22 protein-coding genes are annotated in these 23,749 nt (G+C 60.6%); 15 read left to right on the forward strand and 7 right to left on the reverse strand.

The genetic code is table 11. The features are described 5' to 3' along the window. Positions 1-10 precede the first annotated feature (10 nt). Complete coding sequence (locus LOY67_RS13320; protein WP_265067610.1) at positions 11-934, forward strand: carbon-nitrogen hydrolase family protein; 924 nt, start codon at positions 11-13, stop codon at positions 932-934. 1 nt (position 935) lies between these two features. On the opposite strand, the gene LOY67_RS13325 is transcribed toward LOY67_RS13320, so the two are convergent. Beyond that, a complete protein-coding gene (locus LOY67_RS13325) occupies positions 936-1,406 on the reverse strand; it encodes an LEA type 2 family protein (protein ID WP_265067611.1) in 471 nt (156 codons plus the stop codon). 186 nt (positions 1,407-1,592) lie between these two features. Here LOY67_RS13325 and LOY67_RS13330 point away from each other — a divergent pair, with 186 nt between their 5' ends. The 4 genes from LOY67_RS13330 to LOY67_RS13345 all read left to right on the forward strand — a co-directional run bounded on the left by LOY67_RS13330 (position 1,593) and on the right by LOY67_RS13345 (position 4,615). Next, entirely contained in the window at positions 1,593-2,309 is a 717-nt protein-coding gene (locus LOY67_RS13330) for a helix-turn-helix transcriptional regulator (RefSeq protein WP_258624584.1), read from the forward strand. Between the two features lie 51 nt (positions 2,310-2,360). Beyond that, positions 2,361-2,702 (forward strand): nuclear transport factor 2 family protein, encoded by a 342-nt coding sequence (locus LOY67_RS13335; RefSeq protein WP_265067612.1) that lies wholly within the window; start codon positions 2,361-2,363, stop codon positions 2,700-2,702. A gap of 229 nt (positions 2,703-2,931) precedes the next feature. Then, the gene (zapE, locus tag LOY67_RS13340) at positions 2,932-4,053 is read left to right on the forward strand and encodes a cell division protein ZapE (RefSeq protein WP_265067613.1); all 1,122 of its coding nucleotides are present in this window, start codon (positions 2,932-2,934) and stop codon (positions 4,051-4,053) included. Positions 4,054-4,120: 67 nt separating this feature from the next. Then, entirely contained in the window at positions 4,121-4,615 is a 495-nt protein-coding gene (locus LOY67_RS13345) for a GNAT family N-acetyltransferase (protein WP_265067614.1), read from the forward strand. Between the two features lie 175 nt (positions 4,616-4,790). Here the strand turns inward: LOY67_RS13345 and LOY67_RS13350 are convergent, their stop codons facing one another. Continuing rightward, entirely contained in the window at positions 4,791-6,530 is a 1,740-nt protein-coding gene (locus tag LOY67_RS13350; RefSeq protein ID WP_265067615.1) for a phosphoethanolamine transferase CptA, read from the reverse strand. A 313-nt stretch (positions 6,531-6,843) separates the two neighbouring features. Next, on the reverse strand, positions 6,844-7,017 hold the full coding sequence (locus LOY67_RS13355) for a DUF6026 family protein (RefSeq protein ID WP_265067616.1): 174 nt from the start codon (positions 7,015-7,017) through the stop codon (positions 6,844-6,846). 266 nt (positions 7,018-7,283) lie between these two features. Here LOY67_RS13355 and gnd point away from each other — a divergent pair, with 266 nt between their 5' ends. The 3 genes from gnd to LOY67_RS13370 are packed head-to-tail and all read left to right on the forward strand — an operon-like array spanning position 7,284 to position 10,623. Continuing rightward, positions 7,284-8,288, forward strand: coding sequence for a phosphogluconate dehydrogenase (NAD(+)-dependent, decarboxylating) (gene gnd, locus LOY67_RS13360; RefSeq protein ID WP_265067760.1), 1,005 nt, complete (start codon positions 7,284-7,286; stop codon positions 8,286-8,288). Further along, positions 8,285-9,805, forward strand: a complete 1,521-nt coding sequence (zwf, locus tag LOY67_RS13365; RefSeq protein ID WP_265067617.1) for a glucose-6-phosphate dehydrogenase — start codon at positions 8,285-8,287, stop codon at positions 9,803-9,805. The genes gnd and zwf overlap by 4 nt, the downstream gene beginning before the upstream one ends. Then, positions 9,802-10,623 (forward strand): HAD family hydrolase, encoded by an 822-nt coding sequence (locus LOY67_RS13370; protein ID WP_265067618.1) that lies wholly within the window; start codon positions 9,802-9,804, stop codon positions 10,621-10,623. The genes zwf and LOY67_RS13370 overlap by 4 nt, the downstream gene beginning before the upstream one ends. A 133-nt stretch (positions 10,624-10,756) precedes the next feature. Here LOY67_RS13370 and nhaB read toward each other — a convergent pair whose 3' ends face one another. The 3 genes from nhaB to LOY67_RS13385 form a co-directional block, all read right to left on the reverse strand. After that, positions 10,757-12,259, reverse strand: coding sequence for a sodium/proton antiporter NhaB (gene nhaB, locus LOY67_RS13375; protein ID WP_265067619.1), 1,503 nt, complete (start codon positions 12,257-12,259; stop codon positions 10,757-10,759). Between the two features lie 102 nt (positions 12,260-12,361). Beyond that, entirely contained in the window at positions 12,362-13,651 is a 1,290-nt protein-coding gene (locus LOY67_RS13380; protein WP_265067620.1) for a hypothetical protein, read from the reverse strand. 198 nt (positions 13,652-13,849) lie between these two features. After that, positions 13,850-14,116, reverse strand: coding sequence for a hypothetical protein (locus LOY67_RS13385; protein WP_072391050.1), 267 nt, complete (start codon positions 14,114-14,116; stop codon positions 13,850-13,852). Between the two features lie 341 nt (positions 14,117-14,457). Between LOY67_RS13385 and LOY67_RS13390 the strand changes: the two genes are divergently transcribed. From LOY67_RS13390 to LOY67_RS13415, 6 genes are all read left to right on the forward strand, one after another. Beyond that, the gene (locus tag LOY67_RS13390) at positions 14,458-15,783 is read left to right on the forward strand and encodes a sigma-54 dependent transcriptional regulator (RefSeq protein ID WP_265067621.1); all 1,326 of its coding nucleotides are present in this window, start codon (positions 14,458-14,460) and stop codon (positions 15,781-15,783) included. Positions 15,784-16,464: 681 nt separating this feature from the next. After that, a complete protein-coding gene (locus LOY67_RS13395; RefSeq protein WP_265067622.1) occupies positions 16,465-17,133 on the forward strand; it encodes a GntR family transcriptional regulator in 669 nt (222 codons plus the stop codon). A 74-nt stretch (positions 17,134-17,207) separates the two neighbouring features. After that, positions 17,208-18,014: an ABC transporter substrate-binding protein gene (locus LOY67_RS13400; RefSeq protein ID WP_265067623.1), complete on the forward strand. Its 807-nt coding sequence runs from the start codon at positions 17,208-17,210 to the stop codon at positions 18,012-18,014. Positions 18,015-18,025: 11 nt separating this feature from the next. Then, on the forward strand, positions 18,026-18,802 hold the full coding sequence (locus LOY67_RS13405; protein ID WP_265067624.1) for an amino acid ABC transporter permease: 777 nt from the start codon (positions 18,026-18,028) through the stop codon (positions 18,800-18,802). Between the two features lie 2 nt (positions 18,803-18,804). After that, the gene (locus LOY67_RS13410) at positions 18,805-19,584 is read left to right on the forward strand and encodes an amino acid ABC transporter ATP-binding protein (protein ID WP_265067625.1); all 780 of its coding nucleotides are present in this window, start codon (positions 18,805-18,807) and stop codon (positions 19,582-19,584) included. A gap of 28 nt (positions 19,585-19,612) precedes the next feature. Beyond that, complete coding sequence (locus LOY67_RS13415; protein WP_265067626.1) at positions 19,613-21,223, forward strand: gamma-glutamyltransferase family protein; 1,611 nt, start codon at positions 19,613-19,615, stop codon at positions 21,221-21,223. 36 nt (positions 21,224-21,259) lie between these two features. On the opposite strand, the gene LOY67_RS13420 is transcribed toward LOY67_RS13415, so the two are convergent. After that, entirely contained in the window at positions 21,260-22,648 is a 1,389-nt protein-coding gene (locus tag LOY67_RS13420) for an aldehyde dehydrogenase family protein (protein WP_265067627.1), read from the reverse strand. 292 nt (positions 22,649-22,940) lie between these two features. Between LOY67_RS13420 and LOY67_RS13425 the strand changes: the two genes are divergently transcribed. Continuing rightward, the gene (locus tag LOY67_RS13425) at positions 22,941-23,735 is read left to right on the forward strand and encodes an acetoacetate decarboxylase family protein (RefSeq protein ID WP_265067628.1); all 795 of its coding nucleotides are present in this window, start codon (positions 22,941-22,943) and stop codon (positions 23,733-23,735) included. Positions 23,736-23,749 lie beyond the last annotated feature (14 nt).

A 23,749-nucleotide genomic window follows, 5' to 3' on the forward strand; every position in this document is an offset into this window, starting at 1 on the left:
TTGAACACCCATGCCCAAATCCATCGTGGCTGCCCTGCAGATCGGTTCCTTGCCCGGCGGCAAGGACGAGACATTGGCGCAGATCCTTTGTTACGAAGACGCCATACGCCAGGCCGGTGCTCGCTTGGTGGTGATGCCCGAAGCGCTGTTGGGCGGTTACCCCAAGGGGGAAGGATTCGGGACCCGGTTGGGTTACCGGCTGCCGGAGGGGCGCGAGGCCTTCGCCCGCTACTTTGCCAATGCCATCGACGTGCCGGGTGTCGAGACCGAGGCGTTGGCCGGGCTTTCGGCGCGCACGGGAGCAAGCCTGGTGCTCGGCGTCATCGAGCGTGCCGGCAGTACCCTGTATTGCACGGCGCTGTATTTCGAGCCCGATGCAGGCCTGGTGGCCAAACATCGCAAACTGATGCCCACCGGCACCGAGCGGCTGATCTGGGGCAAGGGTGACGGTTCGACCTTGCCGGTGATCGACAGCCAGGTCGGTCGGCTCGGCGCGGCGGTGTGCTGGGAAAACATGATGCCGCTGCTGCGCACCGCGATGTATGCCAAGGGCGTGGAGGTCTGGTGCGCGCCGACGGTGGATGAGCGGGAGATGTGGCAGGTGACCATGCGTCACATTGCCCACGAGGGGCGATGCTTTGTGGTCAGCGCCTGCCAGATCCAGGCCTCACCTCAGGCGCTGGGCGTTGAGGTCGAGCACTGGCCGGCGGATCGTCCGTTGATCGCCGGCGGCAGTGTGATCATCGGGCCCATGGGGGATGTGCTGGCCGGGCCGCTGAAAGACACCGCTGGGCTACTGACCGCCGAAATCGATACCGATGACCTGGTGCGGGCGCGTTATGACTATGACGTAGTGGGTCATTACGCCAGGCCGGATGTGTTCGAACTGGTGGTGGATGAACGGGCCCGGCCCGGCGTGCGCTTCACGGCGTGAATCACCAGGTCGCCGCGCGTCCTCGCAAGTCGAGGGTGCCGCGGTCGACGAAGCGCATGGTGCCGAACAGTCCCCCGGAGAGTTTGCCCTTGAGCACATAGGGCAGTTCATCCAGACCCTGTGCCTGACTCAGGCCCAGGGTCTGGCGCAGCACCGAAAATGCCGAAATGCTCACGGGGACACTCAGTATCGTTTCGGAAAACCGTGGAATGGAACCGCTCTGGTCGCTGACGCCGGTGGCCAGCGTGCGGTCGTTGACCTCCAGGTCCAGCGCCACGCCGTTGTATTGGATGGCGGTTTCGTTGGGATTCTGCAGGCGCAGCTTCACGGCAAAACGCATCTCCAGATCTTGGCTGGGCAGGGGCTCGATACCGACCACGTTGATGTTCAGCGGGTCACGGTGGGGGAAGAGGGCGCAGGCGCTGAGGCTGAACAGTGTCAGCAGGAGAAACAGGCCGGGGATTCTGCGCATGGGCGTACTCTCATAAGTTTTGGTCACGATAACTCACAACCCAAAGGCAAGCGAAGAACCCTGTGGCGAGGGGATAAATCCCCTCGCCACGAAGTACTCCAAATCCAAATAGGCGTTGGGCTCCTGACAGTTTCTGACAACAGCCTCTGCTAATCTGCAGCAACTTTTTCTTCCGGATCGCTCATTGTGTCCCGTACCACTCGGCTGCTCACTTTGTTGCAAGTCTTGCGCGGCAAGCGCTGCCCGGCCACCGCCGCGACGCTGGCGGCAGAGTTGAAGGTGTCCGAGCGCACGCTCTACCGCGACATTGCCGAGCTGACCGCCCTGGGGGCGCCGATCCAGGGGGAGGCGGGCATCGGCTATGTATTGCGCAGCGGCCTGTTCCTGCCGCCACTGATGTTCACCGCCGATGAAATCGAAGCCATCGTGCTGGGCTTGCGCTACGTGGACCAGCGTGGCGACGAGGTGCTGGGCAAGGCTGCCGCCGACGCCCTGGCGAAGGTTGCCGCGGTGCTGGCCCCTGATGTCCGGGACGCCTTGCGCAATCCCACGGTGCTGCCCGGTCCGCCGGGTTATGGGTATCCGCAGAATACGGTGGAGTTGAACGTGTATCGCCAGGCCATCCGCACCCAGGCGAAGCTGCACATCGATTACGCCGACGTCAACAACACCCCGAGCCAGCGGCTGATCTGGCCCCTGGCCCTGGGTTTTTTCAACGAGGCACGGGTGGTGGTGGCCTGGTGCGAACTACGCGGTGCCTACCGGACCTTTCGCACCGACCGGATTGCCTCGGCGACCGAGCAGGGCGAGCGCTATCCCGGCAGGCGCAGCGACTTGCTGCGGGCCTGGATGAAGTCGATGCAACTGGACGATACCGGACGCTTCACTCCTGACAAGAACTGACATGAGGCTGTTCTAGCATGGTGCCAGATCGATAAAACAAGGAGCCGTACCATGTCCAATCCCGTCTCTTCCCTGGCCCCGGCCATCGCTGGCTACATCGCAGCCGCCAACGCCCGTGACAGCTCGGCGGTGACGCTTTTTTTCGCCGAGGACGCCAATGTCTTCGATGAGGGCCAGCACCGGGCCGGCACCCAGGCCATCATCCAGTGGATGGACGACACTTCCCGTCGCTTCCAGCCACGGGTAGAAGTGCTCAACGTGCAGCAACGCACGGGCAAGGTGCTGGTCCACAACCTGATCTCGGGAACCTTCCCCGGCAGTCCGCTGGAGTTGCGCTATACCTTCCGGCTCGATGAGCAGGGCAAGATCAGCCGGCTGGATATCTCGATTTAAGCAGGGAGCTGCTCTGGCCCCTGTAGGAGCTGTCGAGCGCAGCGAGGCTGCGATCTTTTGATCTTTCGCTTGGGACTCAAGTTTCGCTTGGGACTCAAGTGTCAGGGGAAAGATCGCAGCCTCGCTTCGCTCGACAGCTCCTACAGTGGCCGGTCCACAGGGGTTGAGTTGATTCATAGGCCTGGTGGCATGGCATACTCAGGCCCTTCATCTTCCGGACCCGGGCCGCATGACTTTCGACTCCCCCTTGAGTGCCTGGCAGCACGCCATTGAACACCACGGCTTTGTCCAGGACGAGGCCCAGGAGTTGGCGATCATGGCCCTGGAGCAATGCCACAAGGCATTGCACGAGGGGCGCAAGTCGATCAAGGGCGTTTATCTCTGGGGGCCGGTGGGGCGCGGCAAGACCTGGCTGATGGACCGCTTCCATGACAGCCTCAAGGTTGCGGCCCGGCGCCAGCATTTCCATCATTTCATGGCCTGGGTGCACCAGCGTTCGTTCCAGCTCACGGGCACGCCGGATCCGTTGCAAGCCCTGGCCAGGGAGCTGAGCCAGGAAGTCCGGGTGCTGTGTTTCGACGAGTTGTTCGTCACCGACATTGGCGATGCCATCATCCTCGGTCGCCTGTTCCAGGTCATGTTCGAACTGGGCATGGTGATCGTGAGCACTTCGAACCTGCCGCCCGAGGAACTCTATGCCAACGGCCACAACCGTGAGCGGTTCCTGCCGACCATCACCGCGATCAAACAGCACATGCAAGTCGTGCCGGTGAACGGCTGGCAGGATCATCGCCAGCATCCGGGCGCGGTGCAGCAACGCTATTGGCTGCGTGAGGCCGGGCAACCCGACCCGTTGGGCGAGGTCTTCGAACGGTTGAGTGCAGGGCAACCAGCCAGTGGTGATCCGGTGCAGGTCGGCCATCGCCTGCTGGAACCGGTCAAGGCCAGCGACACGGTGCTCTGGAGTCGCTACCCGGATTTGTGCGAGCAACCGTTCTCGGCCCTGGATTTCATGGGCCTGTGCGACCGCTTCAAGGTCATCCTGCTCAGCGATGTGCCCAGCCTGAGTGCCGAGCAACGCGAAGGGCGGATTGCCCGTGGCACGGAGGACGGTGTCGAGCGGGTCGAGGCGGGGGACCGCGAGCTGCCGCAACTGTCGGTCCACGATGACGGTGTGCGGCGTTTCATTGCCCTGATCGACGAGTGCTACGATCGCAAGGTGCCGCTATACCTTTCGGCCCAGGTGCCGATGGATCAGTTGTACACCGAGGGCTATCTGCAATTCCCGTTTCGCCGTACCCTCAGTCGCCTCCAGGAGATGCAACTGCAACGTTTCGGTCAGCCCGCCTGACCTCTACCCATCGACGGCCCCATCCGTCGGTACTACCCGCCGTACCCGCCAAGAGAGATGCAAGGTCATGGAAGAAGCCAAGGACGTTCTCGTACTGCAAGCCAGCTACACCAATCCGGTTCACGCCGAAGCGATCTGTCACGTGCTCAATGGCTATGCGGAGGACCCCATGGGCGGTGGCCAGTCACTGTCAGCCGAGGTCTTGCTGCATCTGCCGGAGGAACTGGCCAAGCGCCCCCACGCGTTCAGCGTGCTGGCATTCGTCAATGGCGAGCCGGCGGGGCTGATCAACTGTTTCGAGGGGTTTTCGACCTTCGCCTGCCGGCCGCTGGTGAATATCCATGATGTTGCCGTCATGAAGGCGTTTCGCGGGCTGGGCCTGAGCCAGAAGATGTTGCAGAAGGTCGAGGACATCGCGCGTCAGCGCGGTTGCTGCAAGATCACCCTGGAAGTGCTTGAAGGCAATGCCGTGGCCCAGGGCAGCTATTCGAAGTTTGGATTCGCCGCCGGCATGTTCGACCCGGCCCATGGCCGCATGCTGTTCTGGACCAAGCCCCTGTGACAGGTGCCCTCTGCATATGTCGAATGTAGCGACGCCTTCGCGAGCAGGCTCGCTCCCACATTGATCTAGGTTGAACACAAATCCATATTCACCGACGTCCCCCTGTGGGAGCGAGCCTGCTCGCGAAAGCGCTGGAGCAGTAACGACAGTGCCGGGTGTACCGACACTTTTGCGGTTACTGCTGCACCAGCCTGGCCGCCGGTGCCTTGGGCTGCATCAGGCTGAAGTCGATCAGCGCCTTGTGCTGCCGTTGGTAAGGGTTGCCGATCAATAGCGGTCGGGCCTGGAATTCAGCGCTGACCAGGCTCTTGCTGCGGTCCAGTTCATCAAAACTCAAGCCCGCCAGATCTGCCCAGGTATGGATCAACTGAGAGCTGCTGTAAGGCCGTGACAGGTCGCCCGCAAAGTTCCAGTCATGGGTTTCACGCCACTTGGGCGAAGCCCAGGCCATGAACGGAATGGTGTACATCGGCGCGGTGGGTTTGCCTTCATTGCGACCAAGGGTGTCATGGCCCGCGGAGTCGAATACGTCTTCACCGTGGTCCGACAGGTACAACAGAAAACCGTTGGGGTCGTTCTTGGCGTAGTCCTTGATCAGGCTGGAAACCACGAAGTCGTTGTACAGCACCGCGTTGTCATAACTGTTGTAGGTCGGCACCTGGTCGTCGCGCAGACCTGCCGGTACACCCTGGCGGTCGGTGAACTTGTTGAAGGTCGGCGGATAGCGGTACTGGTAGCTCATGTGAGTACCGAGCAGGTGCACCACGATCAGCTTGCGCGGCGCGGTATCGGCCAGGGCCTTGTTGAACGGTGCAATCACATCGCCGTCGTACTGGGCAGCGTTCTGGTTGCGGTTGTTGTTCAGGTACACCTGCTCATCGGCCTGCTGGGAAAACGTCGTGAGCATGGTGTTGCGCTTGGTCATGGTCTGCTGGTTGGTGATCCAGAAAGTCTTGTAGCCCGCCTGTTTCATCATGCTGACCAACGAAGGGGTGGTCAGGTACAGGTCCGGATTCTGCTCGTCAGCAAATGTCAGCACTTGTTGCAGTGCTTCGATGGTGTACGGACGTGGCGTAATCACATTGTCGAAGACCGCCAGTTGGTCCTTGAGTTTGTCTAGCTCCGGTGTGGTTTCTCGCGGGTAGCCATACAGGCTCATGCGCTGCCGGTTGGTGGACTCGCCGATCACCAGCACCAGGGTAGCCGGCTGGTTGGTCATGGCGTCCTTGAGGTTGCGCAGTGGTTCAATCTTGCTGGCGCTTTGCAACATGCCTTGCATGCTTGCCAACTGCTCACCATAACGATGGTAGGCCACCAACATCTGCCAGGGTACGGCCGGTTCGATGCGGTCTTCGAATTTTTCCAGGCCGCCGGCGAATGTGCCGGCACGCTGGGTTTGCTTGATCAATGGATAACCGACGACGGCGCCCAGTATCACAACTGCCGCCACCATGGCCTGGCCCCGGGGCAGGTACACCGGGCGCAGACGTGTCCAAAGGAAGTAACCCATGGCGGTATGAGCGAGGAACGCAGGCACCATCCACCAGGCAAAATACTGCGTCATGTACTCGCCGGCTTCGGCCACGTTCGATTCGAACATGATGAAGATGACGCTTTGGGAGAATTCCTGCTGATAGATGAAAAAGTAACCCAGGCTGGCCATGGAGCAGGCCCACAGCACCACACCGATCAATGCGGCAAGCAGGCGGGTCCGGGCGGGGAAAAGCAGCATGGGCGCCAGCCACACGGCGCTCACGACGAACGCTTGGCGAAAGCCTGAGAAGCCGGAGGTATCGCTCACCAGGATGAGCAACTGGGTGATGCCCGAGAAATACCAGAAGAATAGGAAGAGCCAGCCGAATCCGGCCCAATCGAAACCTTTCGCAGTCGTTTTGCTGCGTTTGAACAAACTCATCAAGAGAAGCGCTCCAGCCTTATCCACAGAAACGAAGTTGCTGACACCGGATGGGCGACCGCAGGCACACGCCGAGCAACCTTAAAGGTCGGGAGTATCCCGGGCCTGCTGTGAAAACTTTGTTAGTTTTCAACCATAAAGTGTCGGTCTGGTGCGAATGCGGGTGGGGCGAAGAGAGTTATCCCGGCTGGGTGCAAGGATATTGTCGTAGGAGCTGTCGAGCGGAGCGAGGCTGCGATCTTTCCACCGAGCATTCGAATCTCAAGCGAGATCAAGATCAAATGATCGCAGCTGCGCCAGTTCCTACAGACAATTATCGAACCAGGGCCTGGCCCTGATGGGAGAGTTGGGCGTGCTGCAATTGCATGCGCAACTGGGTCACTTCATCGAACAGCAGATCGCGTTCTTCCTTGAGAAGGCGCAATTCGTCGCGACGAATGGTCACGTAAAGGGTTTGGGGAGGACGTGCGGTAACGACTGGGTCCATTGCTCACCTCGCAAATGGCTACATCAACTATAGAGATGCCGCCAGCTTTTTTGGTCGACACCTCTACTATCGGCGCCGATTCTGATTTCTTTTGCTCGTGAATGGAACTTTTTTATTTTTCATGGTCGCCGTGCCTTCGACCGGATTTGAAGCGTTATCCTCCTTGTGATCGCACGAATTAACCGGAAACTATGCAGCAAGGCTCTGGACTAACCTCCTTTGGTCGCAGCCAAACCGTTTCGAAGCTAAACCTTTGACATACCTTTATTTGTAGTAGGGAGCATCAGCACATGCAACTCGGGATTATTGGACTGGGCCGCATGGGCGGCAATATTGCGCGGCGCCTGATGCTCAATGGGCACACCACAGTGGTCTATGACCGCAACACCGCGTTCGTCGAAAACCTGGCCCAGGAAGGTGCCACGGGCGTGGCTGACCTGCCGGCGCTGGTGGCCGGCCTGGAAAAGCCGCGGGCGGTCTGGGTCATGCTGCCGGCCGGCGCGCCCACCGAAGACACCATCAATGCGCTCAGCGAGCTGCTGGAGCCCGGCGATGTGATCATCGATGGCGGTAACACGTACTACAAGGACGACATCCGTCGTGCCGCGGCCCTGTCGGAAAAAGGCTTGAACTACATGGACGTGGGCACGTCCGGCGGTGTCTGGGGCCTGGAGCGCGGTTATTGCATGATGATCGGCGGCGATGCCGACGTGGTGAAGCGCCTGGACCCGCTGTTCGACAGCCTGGCGCCGGGCATGGGCGACATTCCCCGTACCCGTGACCGCAAGTCCGACGACGACCGCGCCGAACGCGGCTATATCCACGCTGGCCCGGCCGGGTCGGGACATTTCGTGAAGATGATCCACAACGGCATCGAGTACGGCATGATGCAGGCCTTCGCCGAAGGCTTCGACATCCTCAAGACCAAGTCCAGCGAAAGCCTGCCGCCGGAGCAGCGTTTCGACCTGAACCTGGCCGATATCGCCGAAGTCTGGCGCCGCGGCAGCGTGGTTTCGTCCTGGTTGCTGGACCTGACAGCCGATGCCTTGGCCAGCGATCCAAAGCTGGACGGCTTTTCCGGTGAAGTGGCCGACAGCGGCGAAGGGCGCTGGACCATCGAGGCGGCCATCGAACAAGCGGTGCCGGTGCCGGTGCTGTCCAGTTCGCTGTTCGCCCGTTTCCGTTCCCGCCAGCAGAGCACCTACGGCGACAAGATGCTGTCCGCCATGCGCTTCGGCTTCGGCGGCCACGTGGAGACGCCGAAAAAATGACCTCGATCGGCAGGAAATCCAAGGCAGAACCCGCGCCGTCGACCACGTTGTTCCTGTTCGGTGCCCATGGTGATCTGGTAAAGCGCCTGCTGATGCCGGCACTGTACCATCTCAACCGTGACGGGTTGCTGGGGGATGGACTGCAGATCATTGGTGTTGATCACAACGCCATCAGCGACCTGGACTTCGCCAGGAAACTCGAGGATTTCATCCGTCACGAAGCGGCGAGCAAGGGCGGCGATGCCGGCCGGGCGCTCGACCCGGTGCTGTGGGCCCGGTTGGCCAAAGGCATCAGCTACGTGCAGGGTGACTTCCTCGACGACAGCACCTATGCCGAGCTGGCGGCGAAGATCGCCGCCAGCGGGACCGGCAATGCGGTGTTCTACCTGGCGACCGCGCCGCGCTTTTTCAGCGAGGTGGTGCGCCGCCTCGGTGCGGCCGGGTTGCTCGAGGAACAGGCGGATGCCTTTCGGCGGGTGGTGATCGAAAAACCGTTCGGCTCCGATCTGCACACCGCCGAAGCGCTCAATGCCTGCCTGCTCAAGGTCATGAGCGAGAAGCAGATCTATCGGATCGACCATTATCTGGGCAAGGAAACCGTACAGAACATCCTGGTCAGCCGTTTCTCCAACAGTTTTTTCGAAGCGTTCTGGAACAATCATTACATCGACCACGTGCAAATCACCGCCGCTGAAACGGTCGGGGTGGAAACCCGTGGCAGTTTTTATGAACACACCGGAGCCCTGCGGGACATGGTGCCCAACCACCTGTTCCAGTTGCTGGCGATGGTGGCCATGGAGCCGCCGGCGGCCTTCGGTGCCGACGCGGTACGAGGGGAGAAGGCCAAGGTGATCGGGGCCATTCGCCCCTGGTCGCTGGAGCAGGCCCGGGCCAACTCGGTGCGCGGCCAGTACAGCGCCGGCGCAATCGGCGGCCAGGCGGTGAACGGTTACCGCCAGGAAGCCAACGTGGCAGCCGACAGCGGCACTGAAACCTACGTCGCCCTGAAAGTCATGATCGACAACTGGCGTTGGGTCGGGGTGCCGTTTTACCTGCGTACCGGCAAGCGCATGAGTGTGCGGGACACGGAAATCGTCATCTGTTTCAAGCCAGCACCCTACGCGCAGTTTCGCGACACTGAAGTCGAGGAATTGCAACCTACCTACCTGAAGATACAGATCCAGCCCAATGAAGGCATGTGGTTCGATCTACTGGCCAAGCGGCCGGGGCCGGCCCTCGACATGGCGAATATCGAATTGGGCTTTGCCTACAAGGATTTCTTCGAGATGCAACCATCCACGGGTTACGAAACCCTGATCTACGATTGCCTGACCGGCGATCAGACATTGTTCCAGCGTGCCGACAACATCGAGAACGGCTGGCGTGCCGTGCAGCCGTTTCTCGATGCCTGGCAGCCGGACGTGACCGTCCAGCCTTACAAGGCTGGAGAGAATGGCCCGGCGGCCGCCGATGATCTGCTGACACGCGACGGTCGCGCCTGGCATGACCTCGGATGAGTGATCAGGTGAAACACTCCATCCGTTTTCTGCTCAGCGACATGGACGGGACACTGCTCCTGCCCGACCACAGCCTCAACCAGCGCACCATCGAAGCTGTTCGCTCCCTGCGCGAGGCCGGCGTGTTGTTCAGCCTCGCCACCGGACGGCCGCCCCGGGCAATGTTGCAGCAGATCGAAGCCCTGGGTGTCGACTTGCCCACGGCGGCGTTCAACGGCGGTACCCTGGTGCATCCGGACGGCAGTTTCCTCGCCGTGCACTACCTGCCACCCGAGGCGGCGTTGACGACCCTGGCGTTGTACGCCGATCAGCCCGGCATCGAGGTCTGGGTGTTTGCCGATGACCATTGGCTGGTGCGTGACGCCAACGGGCCGATGGTGCCGGTGGAAACCCGCGGCCTGGGCTATCCGCCCGTTGAAGTCGAGAGTTTCGAGCCCTACCTGGAGCGCATCGACAAGATCGTCGCCACCAGCGCCAACACGGATCTGCTGGTTGAACTGGAGGCGCGCTTGCATCCGCTGCTCAAGGGCCAGGCCCAGGTGTCGCGTTCGCAGCCGATCTATCTGGACGTTACGGCGATGCAAGCCAACAAGGGGGAAGCGCTGTCGACCCTGGCGACCTTCCTCGGCGTGCCACTGGAGCAGACGGCGGCCATGGGGGACGGCGGCAATGACCCGGCGATGTTCCACCGAGCGGGCCTGTCGATTGCCATGGGGCAGGCGGATGAGGCGATCAAGCGCCAGGCCGATGTGATTACCGCATCCGTCATCGAGGATGGCGCGGCGCTGGCGATCGAGCGGTACATCCTCTCCCGATAATTTACATAGAACCCTGTGGGAGCGAGCCTGCTCGCGATGGCGGTGAGTCAGTCAGCCTGGATGTCGACTGATACGCCGCCATCGCGAGCAGGCTCGCTCCCACAGTGGCTTCATCTCTATCTACAACCGAGCCCTACAACCAATACGTCACCGCAAACCACCCCAAGCCACCCATCACCACGGTATAAGGCAAGGCCATCCACACCATCCGCCCATAGGACAGGCGAATCAGCGGGGCAATGGCCGACGTCAGCAGGAACAGGAAGGCGGCCTGGCCGTTGGGCGTGGCAACGCTGGGCAGGTTGGTGCCGGTATTGATGGCCACTGCCAGAGTCTCGAACTGTTCGCGGCTCATGTGCCCGGAGACGAAGGCCTGCTTCACCTCAGTGATGTAGATGGTTGCCACGAACACGTTGTCGCTGATGGCCGACAGCAGGCCGTTGGCGATGAACAGCATGCCTGGCTGCTGATCGGCGGGCAGGGCCAGTACCCATTGGATCAACGGCGTGAACAGCTGTTGATCGTGAATCACCGCCACCACTGCGAAGAACACCACCAGCAGCGAGGTGAACGGCATCGCGTCCTTGAAGGCGTTGCCCAGTCGATGTTCATCGGTGATGCCGGTGAACGCGGTGATCAACACGATGACGGTCAGGCCGATCAGGCCAACTTCGGCAATATGCAGGGCCAGGGCCACGATCAGGATCAGCGCGGCGATTCCCTGGACGATCAGGGCCGCGCGTTGGCGTGAGGTGCGCTCGCGGTTGTCCTGTTCCGCGTAGTCGGCCAACACGGCGCGAACGTTATCCGGCAGCAGCGTGCCGTAACCGAACCAGCGCAGCTTTTCCAAGGCCAGGCAGGTCAGCAGCCCAGCCACCAGGACCGGCAGCGACACGGGTGCGACCTTCACGAAAAAGTCCGCGAAATGCCAGCCCATTTCATGGCCGATCAGCAGGTTCTGTGGCTCGCCCACCAAGGTGCACACGCCACCCAGCGCGGTGCCGACGACGCCATGCATCAAGAGGCTGCGCAAAAAGGCCCGGAACTGATCCAGGTCGCCATGGTGCAAGGAGGGCAGGTCGTGGTCTTCATCGACGCTGCTGTCCTGGCGCGGGTCGTTGCCCGAGGCCACGCGGTGATAAACCGAATAGAAACCTATCGCGGCGCTGATGATCACCGCCGTGACGGTCAACGCATCGAGAAAGGCCGACAGGAACGCCGAGAGGAAGCAGAACATCAGGGCCAGCAACGCCTTGGAGCGGACGCCCAGCAGCAGACGGGAAAACAGAAAGAGCAGCAGGTCCTTCATGAAGTAGATCCCGGCCACCATGAACATCAACAGCAGGATCACCGGAAAGTTGTGCAACAGTTCGTCGTACAGCGCCTTGGGCGTGGTCATGCCCAACGCCAGGGCTTCGATCAACAACAGGCCGCCGGGCATCAAAGGATAGCACTTGAGGGCCATGGCGAGGGTGAAGATGAATTCCACCACCAGCATCCAGCCTGCCACCACCGGACCGAGGTTCCATAACACCAGGGCATTGACGATCAGGAAGGTGACGATGCACGCCTTGTACCAGCGGGGTGAGTGCCCAAGGAAGTTGTGGGCGAAAGCCTGGGCCATGGAACCGGACATCGGCTGCTCCTTTTATTTAGAAGCGCGCAACTTGCCGTAAGCAATAAGGAATATCAAGCGTAGGAATTCGCACCGCCCCATCAGCAGTCGGTGCTTTCCGGGTCAGGCCCAGTGCCGGGTCACCACGGCTCGGTAGGTACCGTGGAGGGAGTGGCCACCCACCAGGATTTTTCCGTCGGTTTGCACCGCGAGTGAGGTGGCGGTGTCCAGGCTGTAGCCGAGTCGCGTGCGAACCCAGCCTTTGCCGTGGCCGAAAACCGGGTCGAGGTTGGCGTCTGGCAGGTGTCGGGCCAGTATGAAGTCGGCCTCGATACCGCCGATGGTGGCTCCGGCGGTCACCAGTTTTCCATCGGATTGAACCTGGGCGGCGGTCCACTGGCTGGCGTTGTGTCCGATCTCCAGGAGCCGGCAGTGCCCCTGGTTGCAGTGACGATCCGGTTTACCGTCCTTGCGCACCTTCAGGGACAGGCAATGCATGGGATCGCGACTGCTGCCGAACGCCTGCAGGTCACCGTTCTGATGTTGGACGATCTGGTTGACCATCACGCTGCGCTCCTCGGCGGTGATGGACAGGAAGCCGTTCTCGCCGAAGCTGTCATCGAGTTTGCCGCTGGGGTCATAACGAACCATCAAGCCTTGCTGGGGCAGATCAATGGCGCCACCCACCACGATATTGCCATCGGCCTGGAGCGCGAGACAGCTCAGCCAGGTGTTCTTGAGCAGGCGCCGAACCATTACAAAACCACCCCTGTTGAACGAGGTGTCCAACGCACCGTCCGGCAGCAACCTGATCAGGACGCCGACATGGTCGGAAAATTGATAATGATGGTTGGCCAACAGGAGTATCCGGCCATCAGGCTGCACGCGCATATCGCAGGCTTCGAGGCCCGGTATGCCAGGCGGCAGCCAAGGGTCGCGCAGGCCTTGGGAGAGGTTGCCTTCGATCCGGATCACTTGTCGTCCGGTGTTGCCGAAACCGGGGGCGGGGCGGCCTTGCGCATCGAACAGCGCCAGGCCAGGTAGGGTGCAATCGGCGCTTTGGTAATGCAGGCCGGATAACAGAATCTTTCCGTCGGGCAACTCGGTCACTTTGCCTGCGGTCGCTTCGAAACCATGCTCAAAAGAGCCGATCACACAGCCACCGGTACCAAAGCCTGGATCGGCCGAGCCGTCGTGATTGAGCCGGGCGAGCCCGAACCGGCTGCCGTGGGGTGTCTCGATCCTGGCCGCCACCAGAATTCTTCCAGTGCGGTCGAGGCTCAGCCCGGTGGTCAGGCTGGACGTGCTGCCGGGAAAATGAACCGATGCCTTGCCGGTATTGGCAAAGCCTGCATCCAGTTGGCCGACGTGAACCGTCGCCATCGGAAGCTCAGGCGCGAATTGATTGAGCATGCATGCCTCTCCTTGCGCGTCGACCGGCCCGGAGGGGCGATGACTGCATGAGGGCAACATTCAATCCCTGAACGTGACAGTGCACAACTGTCAGACCTTGCACATATAGCGGCGAATCGTGCCAGAGCAATGACTTTTTGGCTCAGTGCCAAGCCTGCTATCAATACAGGCTCGGACTTTATACAAAAAAGCCGGTGTTTATTCCGGCATGGACCAGGACTGCAACTTGTAACCTTCCTGGCTCAATTCGGCGCGAGCCTGTTTCAACAGGTCGGCCAGTTGGGCTGGATCGGTATAGGCACTGCTTGGAATCTGAGTGCGGCCAATATGGGTATTGGTGCGGTCGACGACGGTCAGGCTCAATTCGCCGTTGCCATCCTGTGGGGCCCAGGCCACGCACTGGAAAGGTTTAAATGCGCGGTCGGCAATCAAAAGAGCTTCGTTGATACGGAGCGGGGCGTTCATGGCGTTCTCTCATAAAAGTGCCCAATCAGATGATGTGCCGTCGGGTGGGCGGACCGTGCGGCGGGTTACTTGTACTGATGTTCCGAACCGTGGGTCAGGTCACACAATCCTTGAATAAATTTCGATTTTCTTTCAGACCCGGAAAATAGCCTTTTGTTTGAAAGCTCCATGAAAGATTTGCGAAGACTGTAACTAACGAAACGCTCGCTTATAACCGCTTTGGGGCAGTTTCAATAATCAATTGATACAAGGATGCGTCAACTTCTTGCTACTGTTACATGCAGGTTCGCCAATCGACTGTTTCTATTCATATTTCTTAATTTTGGCGCCAAGGATCAGTCATGGTCGAAGCCAGTACGTCACGTCGTCTGCTCGTGGTTGATCCCTGCGATGATTGCCATCGCCTGTTGCCGGGTCTGCGCACCATCGGCTGGGAGGTCGAGAGTTGTTCCCTTGACCATGCCGGTGATCGAACGTGCGATGTGGGGCTCCTGAGATTGCAGCCTTTTCATCTGGAACGCCCGGAAGCGGTCAAGGAGTTGATCAGCCGCAGTGGTACCGAGTGGATCGCCGTGCTCAACCAGGAAGTGCTGCGCCTGAAGAATGTCGGCGATTTCGTCTGCGAATGGTTCTTCGATTTCCATACGCTGCCCTTCGATGTATCACGGGTCCAGGTGACGCTGGGCCGGGCGTTTGGCATGGCGCGCCTGCGCGGGCAGGGCTCGGTTCATATCCATTTGCCCGAGCACGAGTTGCTGGGCGACAGCAAGCCGATTCGCGAATTGCGCAAACTGTTGAGCAAGCTGGCGCCTACCGAATCACCGGTATTGATTCGTGGCGAGAGCGGGACCGGCAAGGAGCTGGTGGCACGTACACTGCATTCGCAGTCCCTGCGTCGCAACAAGCCGTTCATTGCCATCAACTGTGGCGCCATCCCGGAACATCTGATCCAGTCCGAATTGTTCGGCCACGAGAAAGGGGCGTTTACCGGCGCTCACCAGCGCAAGATCGGGCGCATCGAAGCGGCCCATGGCGGGACACTGTTCCTGGATGAGATTGGCGACCTACCCCTGGAGTTGCAGGCCAATCTGCTGCGATTTCTGCAGGAAAAACACATAGAACGGGTCGGTGGCAGCCAGCCGATTGCCGTCGATGTCCGGGTATTGGCGGCTACCCACGTGGATCTGGAAGCGGCCATCGAACACCGGCTGTTTCGCGAAGACTTGTACTATCGCCTGAACGTGCTGCAAGTGGTGATGGCGCCCCTGCGTGAGCGCCATGGCGACTTGTCGATGCTCGCCAGTCACTTTTCCCATCTCTACAGCCAGGAAACCGGTCGCCGGCCGCGCAGCTTCAGCGAGGACGCCCTGGTGGCGATGGGCATGCATGACTGGCCGGGCAATGTCCGGGAACTGGCCAACCGGGTCCGGCGTGGCCTGGTGCTGGCCGAGGGGCGGCAGATCGAAGCCCGGGACCTTGGCCTGGCCAGTCATCAGGGGATCGTGGCACCGATGGGCACCCTCGAAGACTACAAGACCCGTGCCGAACGCCAGGCACTGAGCGATGTGCTCAACCGTCACAGCGACAACCTGAGCGTCGCGGCCCGGGTGCTGGGCGTGTCACGGCCGACGTTCTATCGCTTGCTGCACAAGCATCAGATCCGCTGAGCCATTCCCGGTATAAGCCCGCTCCCACAGGGTTCTGAGTTGAACTGACAACCTGTGGTCGTCCGCAAAACCTGTGGGAGCGAGCCTGCTCGCGATGACGGCAGCCCAGCCACATGTCTGCAACTGACCCACCGCTATCGCGAGCAGGCTCGCTCCCACATGGGACCCGGTTGTACGCAGCATTTGTGTACGCCACCAAACCCTGTGGGAGTGCAGCTATTGGTCAGAAGATGAATTTGAGTAGCGCGATCACCACGACAAGGCCGATCAGAAAAATGATGCCAACGGTACTGCCAAGAAACTTCAACATGGGAGAACTCTCATCGGATGGGCTTAATGGTCTAGACCCCTGGTGCGGTAGCTCGTTTCGATTATTTTTCGGCGGCACCCAGCTATCCGAATCGGCGGCACGACGCGCCGCAGGAGCGCCTGGAGCTTTTTTTGTCGGATTTCCAATGTGACGTTACCGAGCTACCGCTTTGCCCATTAATGTGCGGAGCTGAGCGAAAAAGTAGCAAACCTGCACGGTTTAACCGTGACAATGGAGTAGTCTGCCGGCCTGCCTGGCTATCTCCAATTCCGTCAAATCAATCACTTGCACATGAATCGCGTGTATTGGCATGCATCCTGCTATTTTGAATCCATGGATAATTGGATACAAAAATTCAAAGGGTGCAAACCATGCAATTTGCTCCGTCTTACGCTGAACGTCCCCCGATAACCGCCGAGGAAGAGGCCTACAACTTCCTGCTGGAGGCCATTTGTGGTGGCCGCTTTCATAAGGGCGATCGGCTGATCGCCGAGGACATCGCCAGTGAGATCGGTATGAGTCGGATGCCGGTGCGCGAGGCGTTCCGTCGCCTGGATGCCCAGGGCCTGGTCACGCTTCGGCCCAATCGCGGCGCCGTTGTCAGCGGCCTGGACATCGACGAACTGCAGGAAGTGTTCGAGATGCGCAGCGCCCTCGAAGGCCTGGCGATCCGGGTGGCGGTAGGGCGCATTGGCGATCGCCAGTTGGCGGCCCTGGAGCGCTTGCTGGACGAGATGGACGACTACCGCGACGAAAGCGCCGAGTGGGTCAGCCGCCATCGGGCGTTTCACGAATACCTGTGCAGCCTCAGCGGTCGCCCGAGGTTGCTGAAGCAGATCAGTGCCCTTTATTCCCTGGTCGAGGCGCCCATGCGCCTGTGGTTGCAGCACGTGGAGAAACCCATGAGCGCGCGCCAGGAGCATGAGGTGATTCTCGAGGCGATACGCGCCGGTGACGCCGACAAGGCCGAGGCGGTAGTCCGGGCGCACATCGAAGGCACCATCCCTGAGTTGATCGAGTTCCTGCAATCGAAAAAATAATCAGAGCAGGCACAAGCCTGCCGGTGTTCTGACTCTGAGTACTGCCCGTTACCCACGAACTGGAGTGTCTGGTCATGCATAAGCCTCACGTGTTGATTGCCGCAATATCCCTGGGACTCTTTGCACAGTGGGCGTCTGCTGCCCCCGTGGTGCCGGAGCGCCTGATCAAGGCTGACAAACTCGTCTACTGCTCGGGCATGGATTCGCCGCCGCTGGTGTCCTTCGATGAGGCCCAGAAACCCAAGGGACTGACCGTCGACCTGGGCCTGGAAATCGCCAAGCGCCTGGACAACAAGAAGGTGGAATGGCGGGTCGTGCCGTTTTCCGGATTGCTCCCCGCGTTGTTGGCCAAACAGTGCGACATGATCGTCGACCAGCTGTTCGACAAGCCCGAACGCCGGGAAGTGATCGACATCGTCAACTACATGTACTCCAGCCAGGCGGTGGTAGTGCCCAAAGGCAACCCGAAGGCAATCAAGACGCTTACAGACCTTTCCACGCGCAAGATTGCAGTGCTCAACGGCTCCACCATCAAGACCCTGCTCGACGCCGAGAATGAAAAACTGACCAAGGCCGGCAAGCCTGCGATGAAGCTGGTGGTCTACAACACCGACACCGATGCGTTCCAGGCACTGCGGATCAACCAGGTCGATGCCTATGGCACCACCGTGGAAACCGCCGGCTATTACGCTGCCATGGCCCCCGACCTGTTTGAAGAAGGGGTTCCGGCCTTCAGCCGGATTCTCACCGGCATCGGCATTCGCAAGGACGATCCGCAACTGAGCGCCGCGGTGCAGCAGGTGATCAGCGACATGCGCAGCGATGGCAGCTACAGCCAGTTGCTCAACAAATGGCACGTCGCCGGCGACACTCTCGATTGAGGTAAGCGTTGATGAACTTCAATTGGGATGTGTTCTGGCAGTACCTGTTGCAGCCCAGTGGGGTCTACCTCACCGGGCTCTGGCTGACCTGCCTGATCAGCGTGCTGGCGATGTTGCTGGGCTGTGTCCTGGGCCTGGCGGCGGCGCTGTTGCGCTTGTCGAAGAACCCGTTGCTGCACATGCCGGTGCGCTTTTATGTGTGGCTGATGCGCGGCACGCCGTTGCTGGTGCAGATTGTCTTTCTCTACACCGCACTGGCCGCCGGCGGGATCTTCCGCTTCGAGGACGTCGACCTGTTCGGCCTGGTGATTCCCGGCAATATCCAGGCGGCGATCATTGCCCTGGGTCTAAACGAAGGCGCCTACATGGCCGAGATCATCCGCGCCGGCATCGGCGCGGTCGACAAGGGCCAGTATGAGGCCGGGCGTTCCCTGGGCATGACTTTCGCCAGGCTGATGCGCCGCATCATTCTGCCCCAGGCGTTCCGGGTGATCGTGCCGCCGCTGGGCAACGAGTTCAACGTGATGCTCAAGAACACCACGCTGGTCAGCGTGATCGGCGTACAGGAACTGCTGCTCAGTACCCAGATGGTCACGTCGGCGACGTTCCGGGTGTTCGAGCTGTACCTGGTGGTGGCGATCTACTTCCTGTTGCTGACGACCCTCTGGGGCTTCTTCCAGCGCTGGCTGGAGGCGCGCTTCGGTCAATCGGACCGGCCCTCGTCGCCGCCGCCGGCCGCGACGCGGATGTTCGGCCGTAGCACCCTGAAATTGCTGAGGGAACGTTAACCATGGCGCACAAAAGTGAAGAACTGATCATTGAGGCGCTGGATGTCCACAAGTCCTTCGGCGACCTGGAGATCCTCAAGGGCATTTCCCTGCAAGTACGCCGTGGCGAGGTGGTGGTGCTGATCGGCGCCTCCGGGTCCGGCAAGACCACCTTCATCCGCTGCATCAATCTGCTGGAGGACATCCAGGGCGGACGCATCCGTGTCAACGGCCAGGCCATGGGTTACCGGGAACGGGCCGATGGCAGCCTGGTGCGCGATTCAGAGCGCAACATCGCCCGCCAGCGCCGGGACATCGGCATGGTGTTTCAACGCTTCAACCTGTTCCCCCACATGACCGCCCTGGAGAACATCATCGAGGCGCCGATCCAGGTGCTCGGGATGCCGCGCGCCGCCGCGCTGGAACAGGCCCGCAGCCTGCTCGCACGGGTCGGCCTGGCGGACAAGGCCAGCCACTATCCCGCCATGCTCTCCGGCGGACAGCAGCAGCGTGTGGCGATAGCCCGGGCATTGGCGATGAAACCCCAGGCGATGCTGTTCGACGAGCCCACCAGCGCCCTCGACCCGGAAACCGTGGGCGAGGTTTTGCAAGTGATGAAGGAACTGGCGGAAGAGGGCATGACCATGGTGGTGGTGACCCACGAAATGGGTTTTGCCCGCGAAGTGGCTGACCGTGTGGTGGTCCTGGACCAGGGCGAGCTGATCGAGCAAGGACCGCCGGAGCAGATTTTCAGCCACCCCAGCCATCCGCGTACCCGGGCTTTCCTCAGTCGCGTGCTCTGACCTGTTTCGTTTGTGAAGAGATTTTGTCATGTTGAAATTTTCTGCTCATGAGTACCCGTATCCGTCGCAACGCCAGAGTGTCTTTGCCCGTCGCGGCATGGTCGCCGCCTCCCAGCCCCTGGCCGCACAAGCGGGGATCGAGATCATGCAAAAGGGCGGCAATGCCATCGACGCCGCCATCGCCACGGCGGCGGCGCTGACGGTGGTCGAGCCCACCGGGTGCGGCATCGGCGGTGACGCCTTCGCCCTGGTCTGGTGCAAGGGCCAGTTGCACGGCCTCAACGGCAACGGGCACGCACCGGCGTCCCTGAGTGTCGAAGCGGTCAAGGCCGCTGGCCATGAACGGATGCCGCTCTACGGCTGGACACCGGTGACGGTGCCCGGTTGTCCATCGGCCTGGGCCGAGCTGTCGCAACGCTTCGGTAAGCTGCCCTTTGCCGAGCTGCTGCAACCGGCGATCAGCCTGGCGCGGGAGGGCTTTGCGGTGTCGCCGGTGGTTGCCCATCAATGGCAGATCGCCTTGAACGAGTTCACACCTCATCGTGACCAAGTGCTGAGTGCTTGGTTCGACACCTTCCTGATCGAGGGGCGAGTGCCGCGGGCGGGGGAGATTTTCCGCAACCCGGCCCAGGCCCGTACCCTCGAAGAACTTGCCACCAGCCGCTGCGAAAGCCTCTATCGCGGCGCCTTGGCCGAACGCCTGGATAGCCATTCCCGGGCCACCGGCGGCTACCTGCGCAGTACCGACCTCAGGGATTATCGCGCCCAGTGGGTGGAGCCTATCCGCGTCAACTACCGAGGCATCGACGTCTGGGAGATCCCACCGAGCGGGCAGGGCCTGGTGGCGTTGATGGCGCTGAAAATACTCGAAGGTTTCAGCTTCGATCACCGCGACAGCCAACAGACCTGGCACCGCCAACTGGAAGCAATGAAGCTGGCCTACAGCGACGGTCTGCACTACATCACCGATCCACGGCATATGCGCGTGGCGGTGGCCGACTTGCTGAGTGACGATTACAGCGCCCGTCGCCGCGGGCAGATCGGCGAGCAGGCCCAGCCACCCAAACCTGGCGATCCCCACGCCAGCGGCACGGTGTACCTGGCGACCGCCGACGAAGAAGGCAATATGGTTTCGTTCATCCAGAGCAACTACCACGGCTTTGGCTCCGGCGTGGTGTTGCCCCACAGCGGGATCGCCCTGCAAAACCGCGGGCAGGAATTCAGCCTCGATCCGACGCACGCCAACTGCCTCGCGCCGGGCAAGAAGACCTTCCACACCATCATCCCCGGCTTCCTCACCCAGAACGGCCAGGCCCTTGGCCCCTTCGGTGTCATGGGCGGCTACATGCAGCCCCAGGGGCACGTGCAGATGGTCATGAACCTGGTGGACTTCGGTTTGAACCCACAGGCGGCCCTGGACGCGCCGCGCTGGCAGTGGCTGGGCGGGATGAAGGTCGGCATCGAGCACGGCGCTTCAGCGCATCTGGTCAACGCCCTGGCGCGACGCGGCCATGAGGTGCAGGTCAGCAGTGACCTGACCGACTACGGGCGCGGGCAGATTATCCTCCGCGACCCGGTCAGTGGTGTGTTGTGCGGAGGCACTGAGCCTCGGGCGGATTCGCATATTGCGGTTTGGTGACCGCCTCCATTCCCTGAAAGCGGCTTTGGAAGCGTATCAGCGGCGATCCAGCCAGACCGTTTGGGCGTTGCAGAACTCTCTGAGCCCAAAGTGAGAGAGCTCCCGCCCAAAGCCGCTTTTCTTGACACCGCCGATGGGAACGCGGGGATCGGTGGCGACATAGCCGTTGATAAACACACCGCCCGTGATCATGCGCGCGGCCAGATGCCTGGCCTTTTCAACGTCAGCAGTCCAGAGGCTGCCCGCTAGGCCGAACTCGCTGTCGTTTGCCAGTTCAAGTGCGTGTTCCGCGTCCCTGGCAACGATCAGCGAGGCGACCGGTCCGAACAGTTCCTCCACGAACGAGGTCATCCCGGGGCGGACGCCTGCCAGAATCGTCGGCTCGTAGTAATTGCCGATCCCTTCTATTTTGTGACCGCCCAACAGCAGCTTCGCGCCTTGGGCGACGGTTGCCTTGACTTGTCCGTCCAGCTCGTCCCGCAGATCGGGGCGCGCCATAGGGCCAATGTAAGTGGCGCTTTCAAGCGGATCTCCCAGCTTGAGCGCAGCGACTGCATCAACGAACTTGCTCTCGAACTCTCTGGCCACGCTTTGTTCGACGATGATGCGTTTGGCGGCAATGCATACCTGGCCGCTGTTTTGAAAACGTCCGACAACGGCGGCTTTCACGGCCTCATCAATATCCGCATCAGCCAGGACCACGAACGGGTCGGACCCACCCAGTTCCAAAACACATTTTTTCAGCGCCGCACCGGCCTGCGCGGCAATGGCTGAGCCTGCACGGACACTGCCAGTGACAGCCACCGTAGCGATGCGTGGGTCTTCGATGGCCCTGGACACCGTCGACGGCGTCACGTTGATGACCTCAAAAACGCCGTCGGGCAGCCCGGCATCCCGCCAGGCTTGTTGAAGCCTATAAGCGCAGCCCATGACGTTGGGCGCATGCTTGAGGACATACGGGTTGCCGGACAGGATGATCGGCACCGCGCCCCTCATCACCTGCCAGAACGGGAAATTCCAGGGCATGACCGCTAGGACGGCCCCGAGCGGCCGGTAAGCGACATAGGCTTTATTGTCCTCAACCGATGTAGGCTCAGGTTCCAACATGCGTGGCCCATGCTGGGCGTACCATTCACATAACGCGGCGCATTTTTCCACCTCGGCACGCCCCTGAACGACAGGTTTGCCCATTTCGTTCGCAGCCAGCTGAGCCATCCCTTCAGCCTGGGCGCGGAGCTGGGAGGCGAGGTTGAGCAAGACTCCGGCCCTGACTTCTACCTCAACGTCCCGCCATTGCTCAAAGCCAGCTTGTACGCGAACCAGGGTCGCCTCCATTTCGCTGACAGACTCATAGGGATAACGACCGATCTGTTCGCCGTTGGCCGGGTTGATGGAGAGGGCAGCGTCAGAGCTATCGAAGGTCATCGTGAGGTCTCGGGAAGAAATTGTGGAGAAGGGCGCAGGGCACAAGCAGGCTCGCTTATGGCAGTCGCCAGTATCGATGGATTCAGGTTGTTTTCAATCAGACCCATGTACGGATCTATAAGAAGGGCTTGTTCGAAGTTATGAATGGCGTCGGTGCGTGTCGCATCGTACAAAAGCCTATTGGCATTGTTTTCGATCGTACAATTGCTGCCTGTACAGCATGCAGGTCATTCTCGGAGCAGCCTGATATATGCATTACGGCTCACCGTACGATAAAAACAAGGGGAATATGATGAGTTATGTTTGGACTCGACAGCAGTTGGACGAATACCGGAGCTATTACGATAATATCCGCACGCACCACAGTTACAGTTATGTCAATTATTCCACCACCGCTGAGTTCGTGCGGAGCGTGCTTCCGCCGTGCCTGAATGTTTGCGAGAAACCGATAGTCTCGGTCGGATTCCTGTCGTTCATGGAGTGGGTGAATGGCGTACCGAATCGTATGGGACGCGACCGTGCCGCCATTATTGGCGTCAATGCCGAATATAAAGGCGTTGAAGGCAGTTACTATTTGACCGTTCTCGAAACGGAGGAAGTCAACATCGTCACCGGGCGTGAGTTCTGGGGGATGCCAAAAAAGCAGGGGACGATTGATTACTTCGAAGACGGCGACAACTTTCATGGCATCGCCGGCAGGAAGAATCATGACCTGATCCAGCTCAATGCTTGCTTGGGGGAAGAACAGGGCGGCATGAGTGAAATGCCCGAGTATTATTTCGACCTGCGCTGCGGTTATGAAGTGAATGCACGCTCAATCCGCAACCCCGAACTGGTGATTTTCAAGAATTCCACATTGATCAAGCGCTTCCGTCCGATCACTCACTCGCAACTGCAGCTCACCGGCTCGCCATTCGACACCGGCGTAGGTACGGTGCCGGTCGGAGACTTTATAGAGGGTGGCCATCTCGGCGGGGAGACATCCTACATTGTCGAGCAGGTGGTGGATCTGTCGAAGGATGGCGTTGATTACGCGCCCTATCTGATGGGGCGACTGTACGACGACTGGCCGGATGTCCGTCGATAAGGGCAGCGATAACA

It is taken from the genome of Pseudomonas sp. B21-056 (genome assembly GCF_026016325.1).
Taxonomy (GTDB): domain Bacteria; phylum Pseudomonadota; class Gammaproteobacteria; order Pseudomonadales; family Pseudomonadaceae; genus Aquipseudomonas.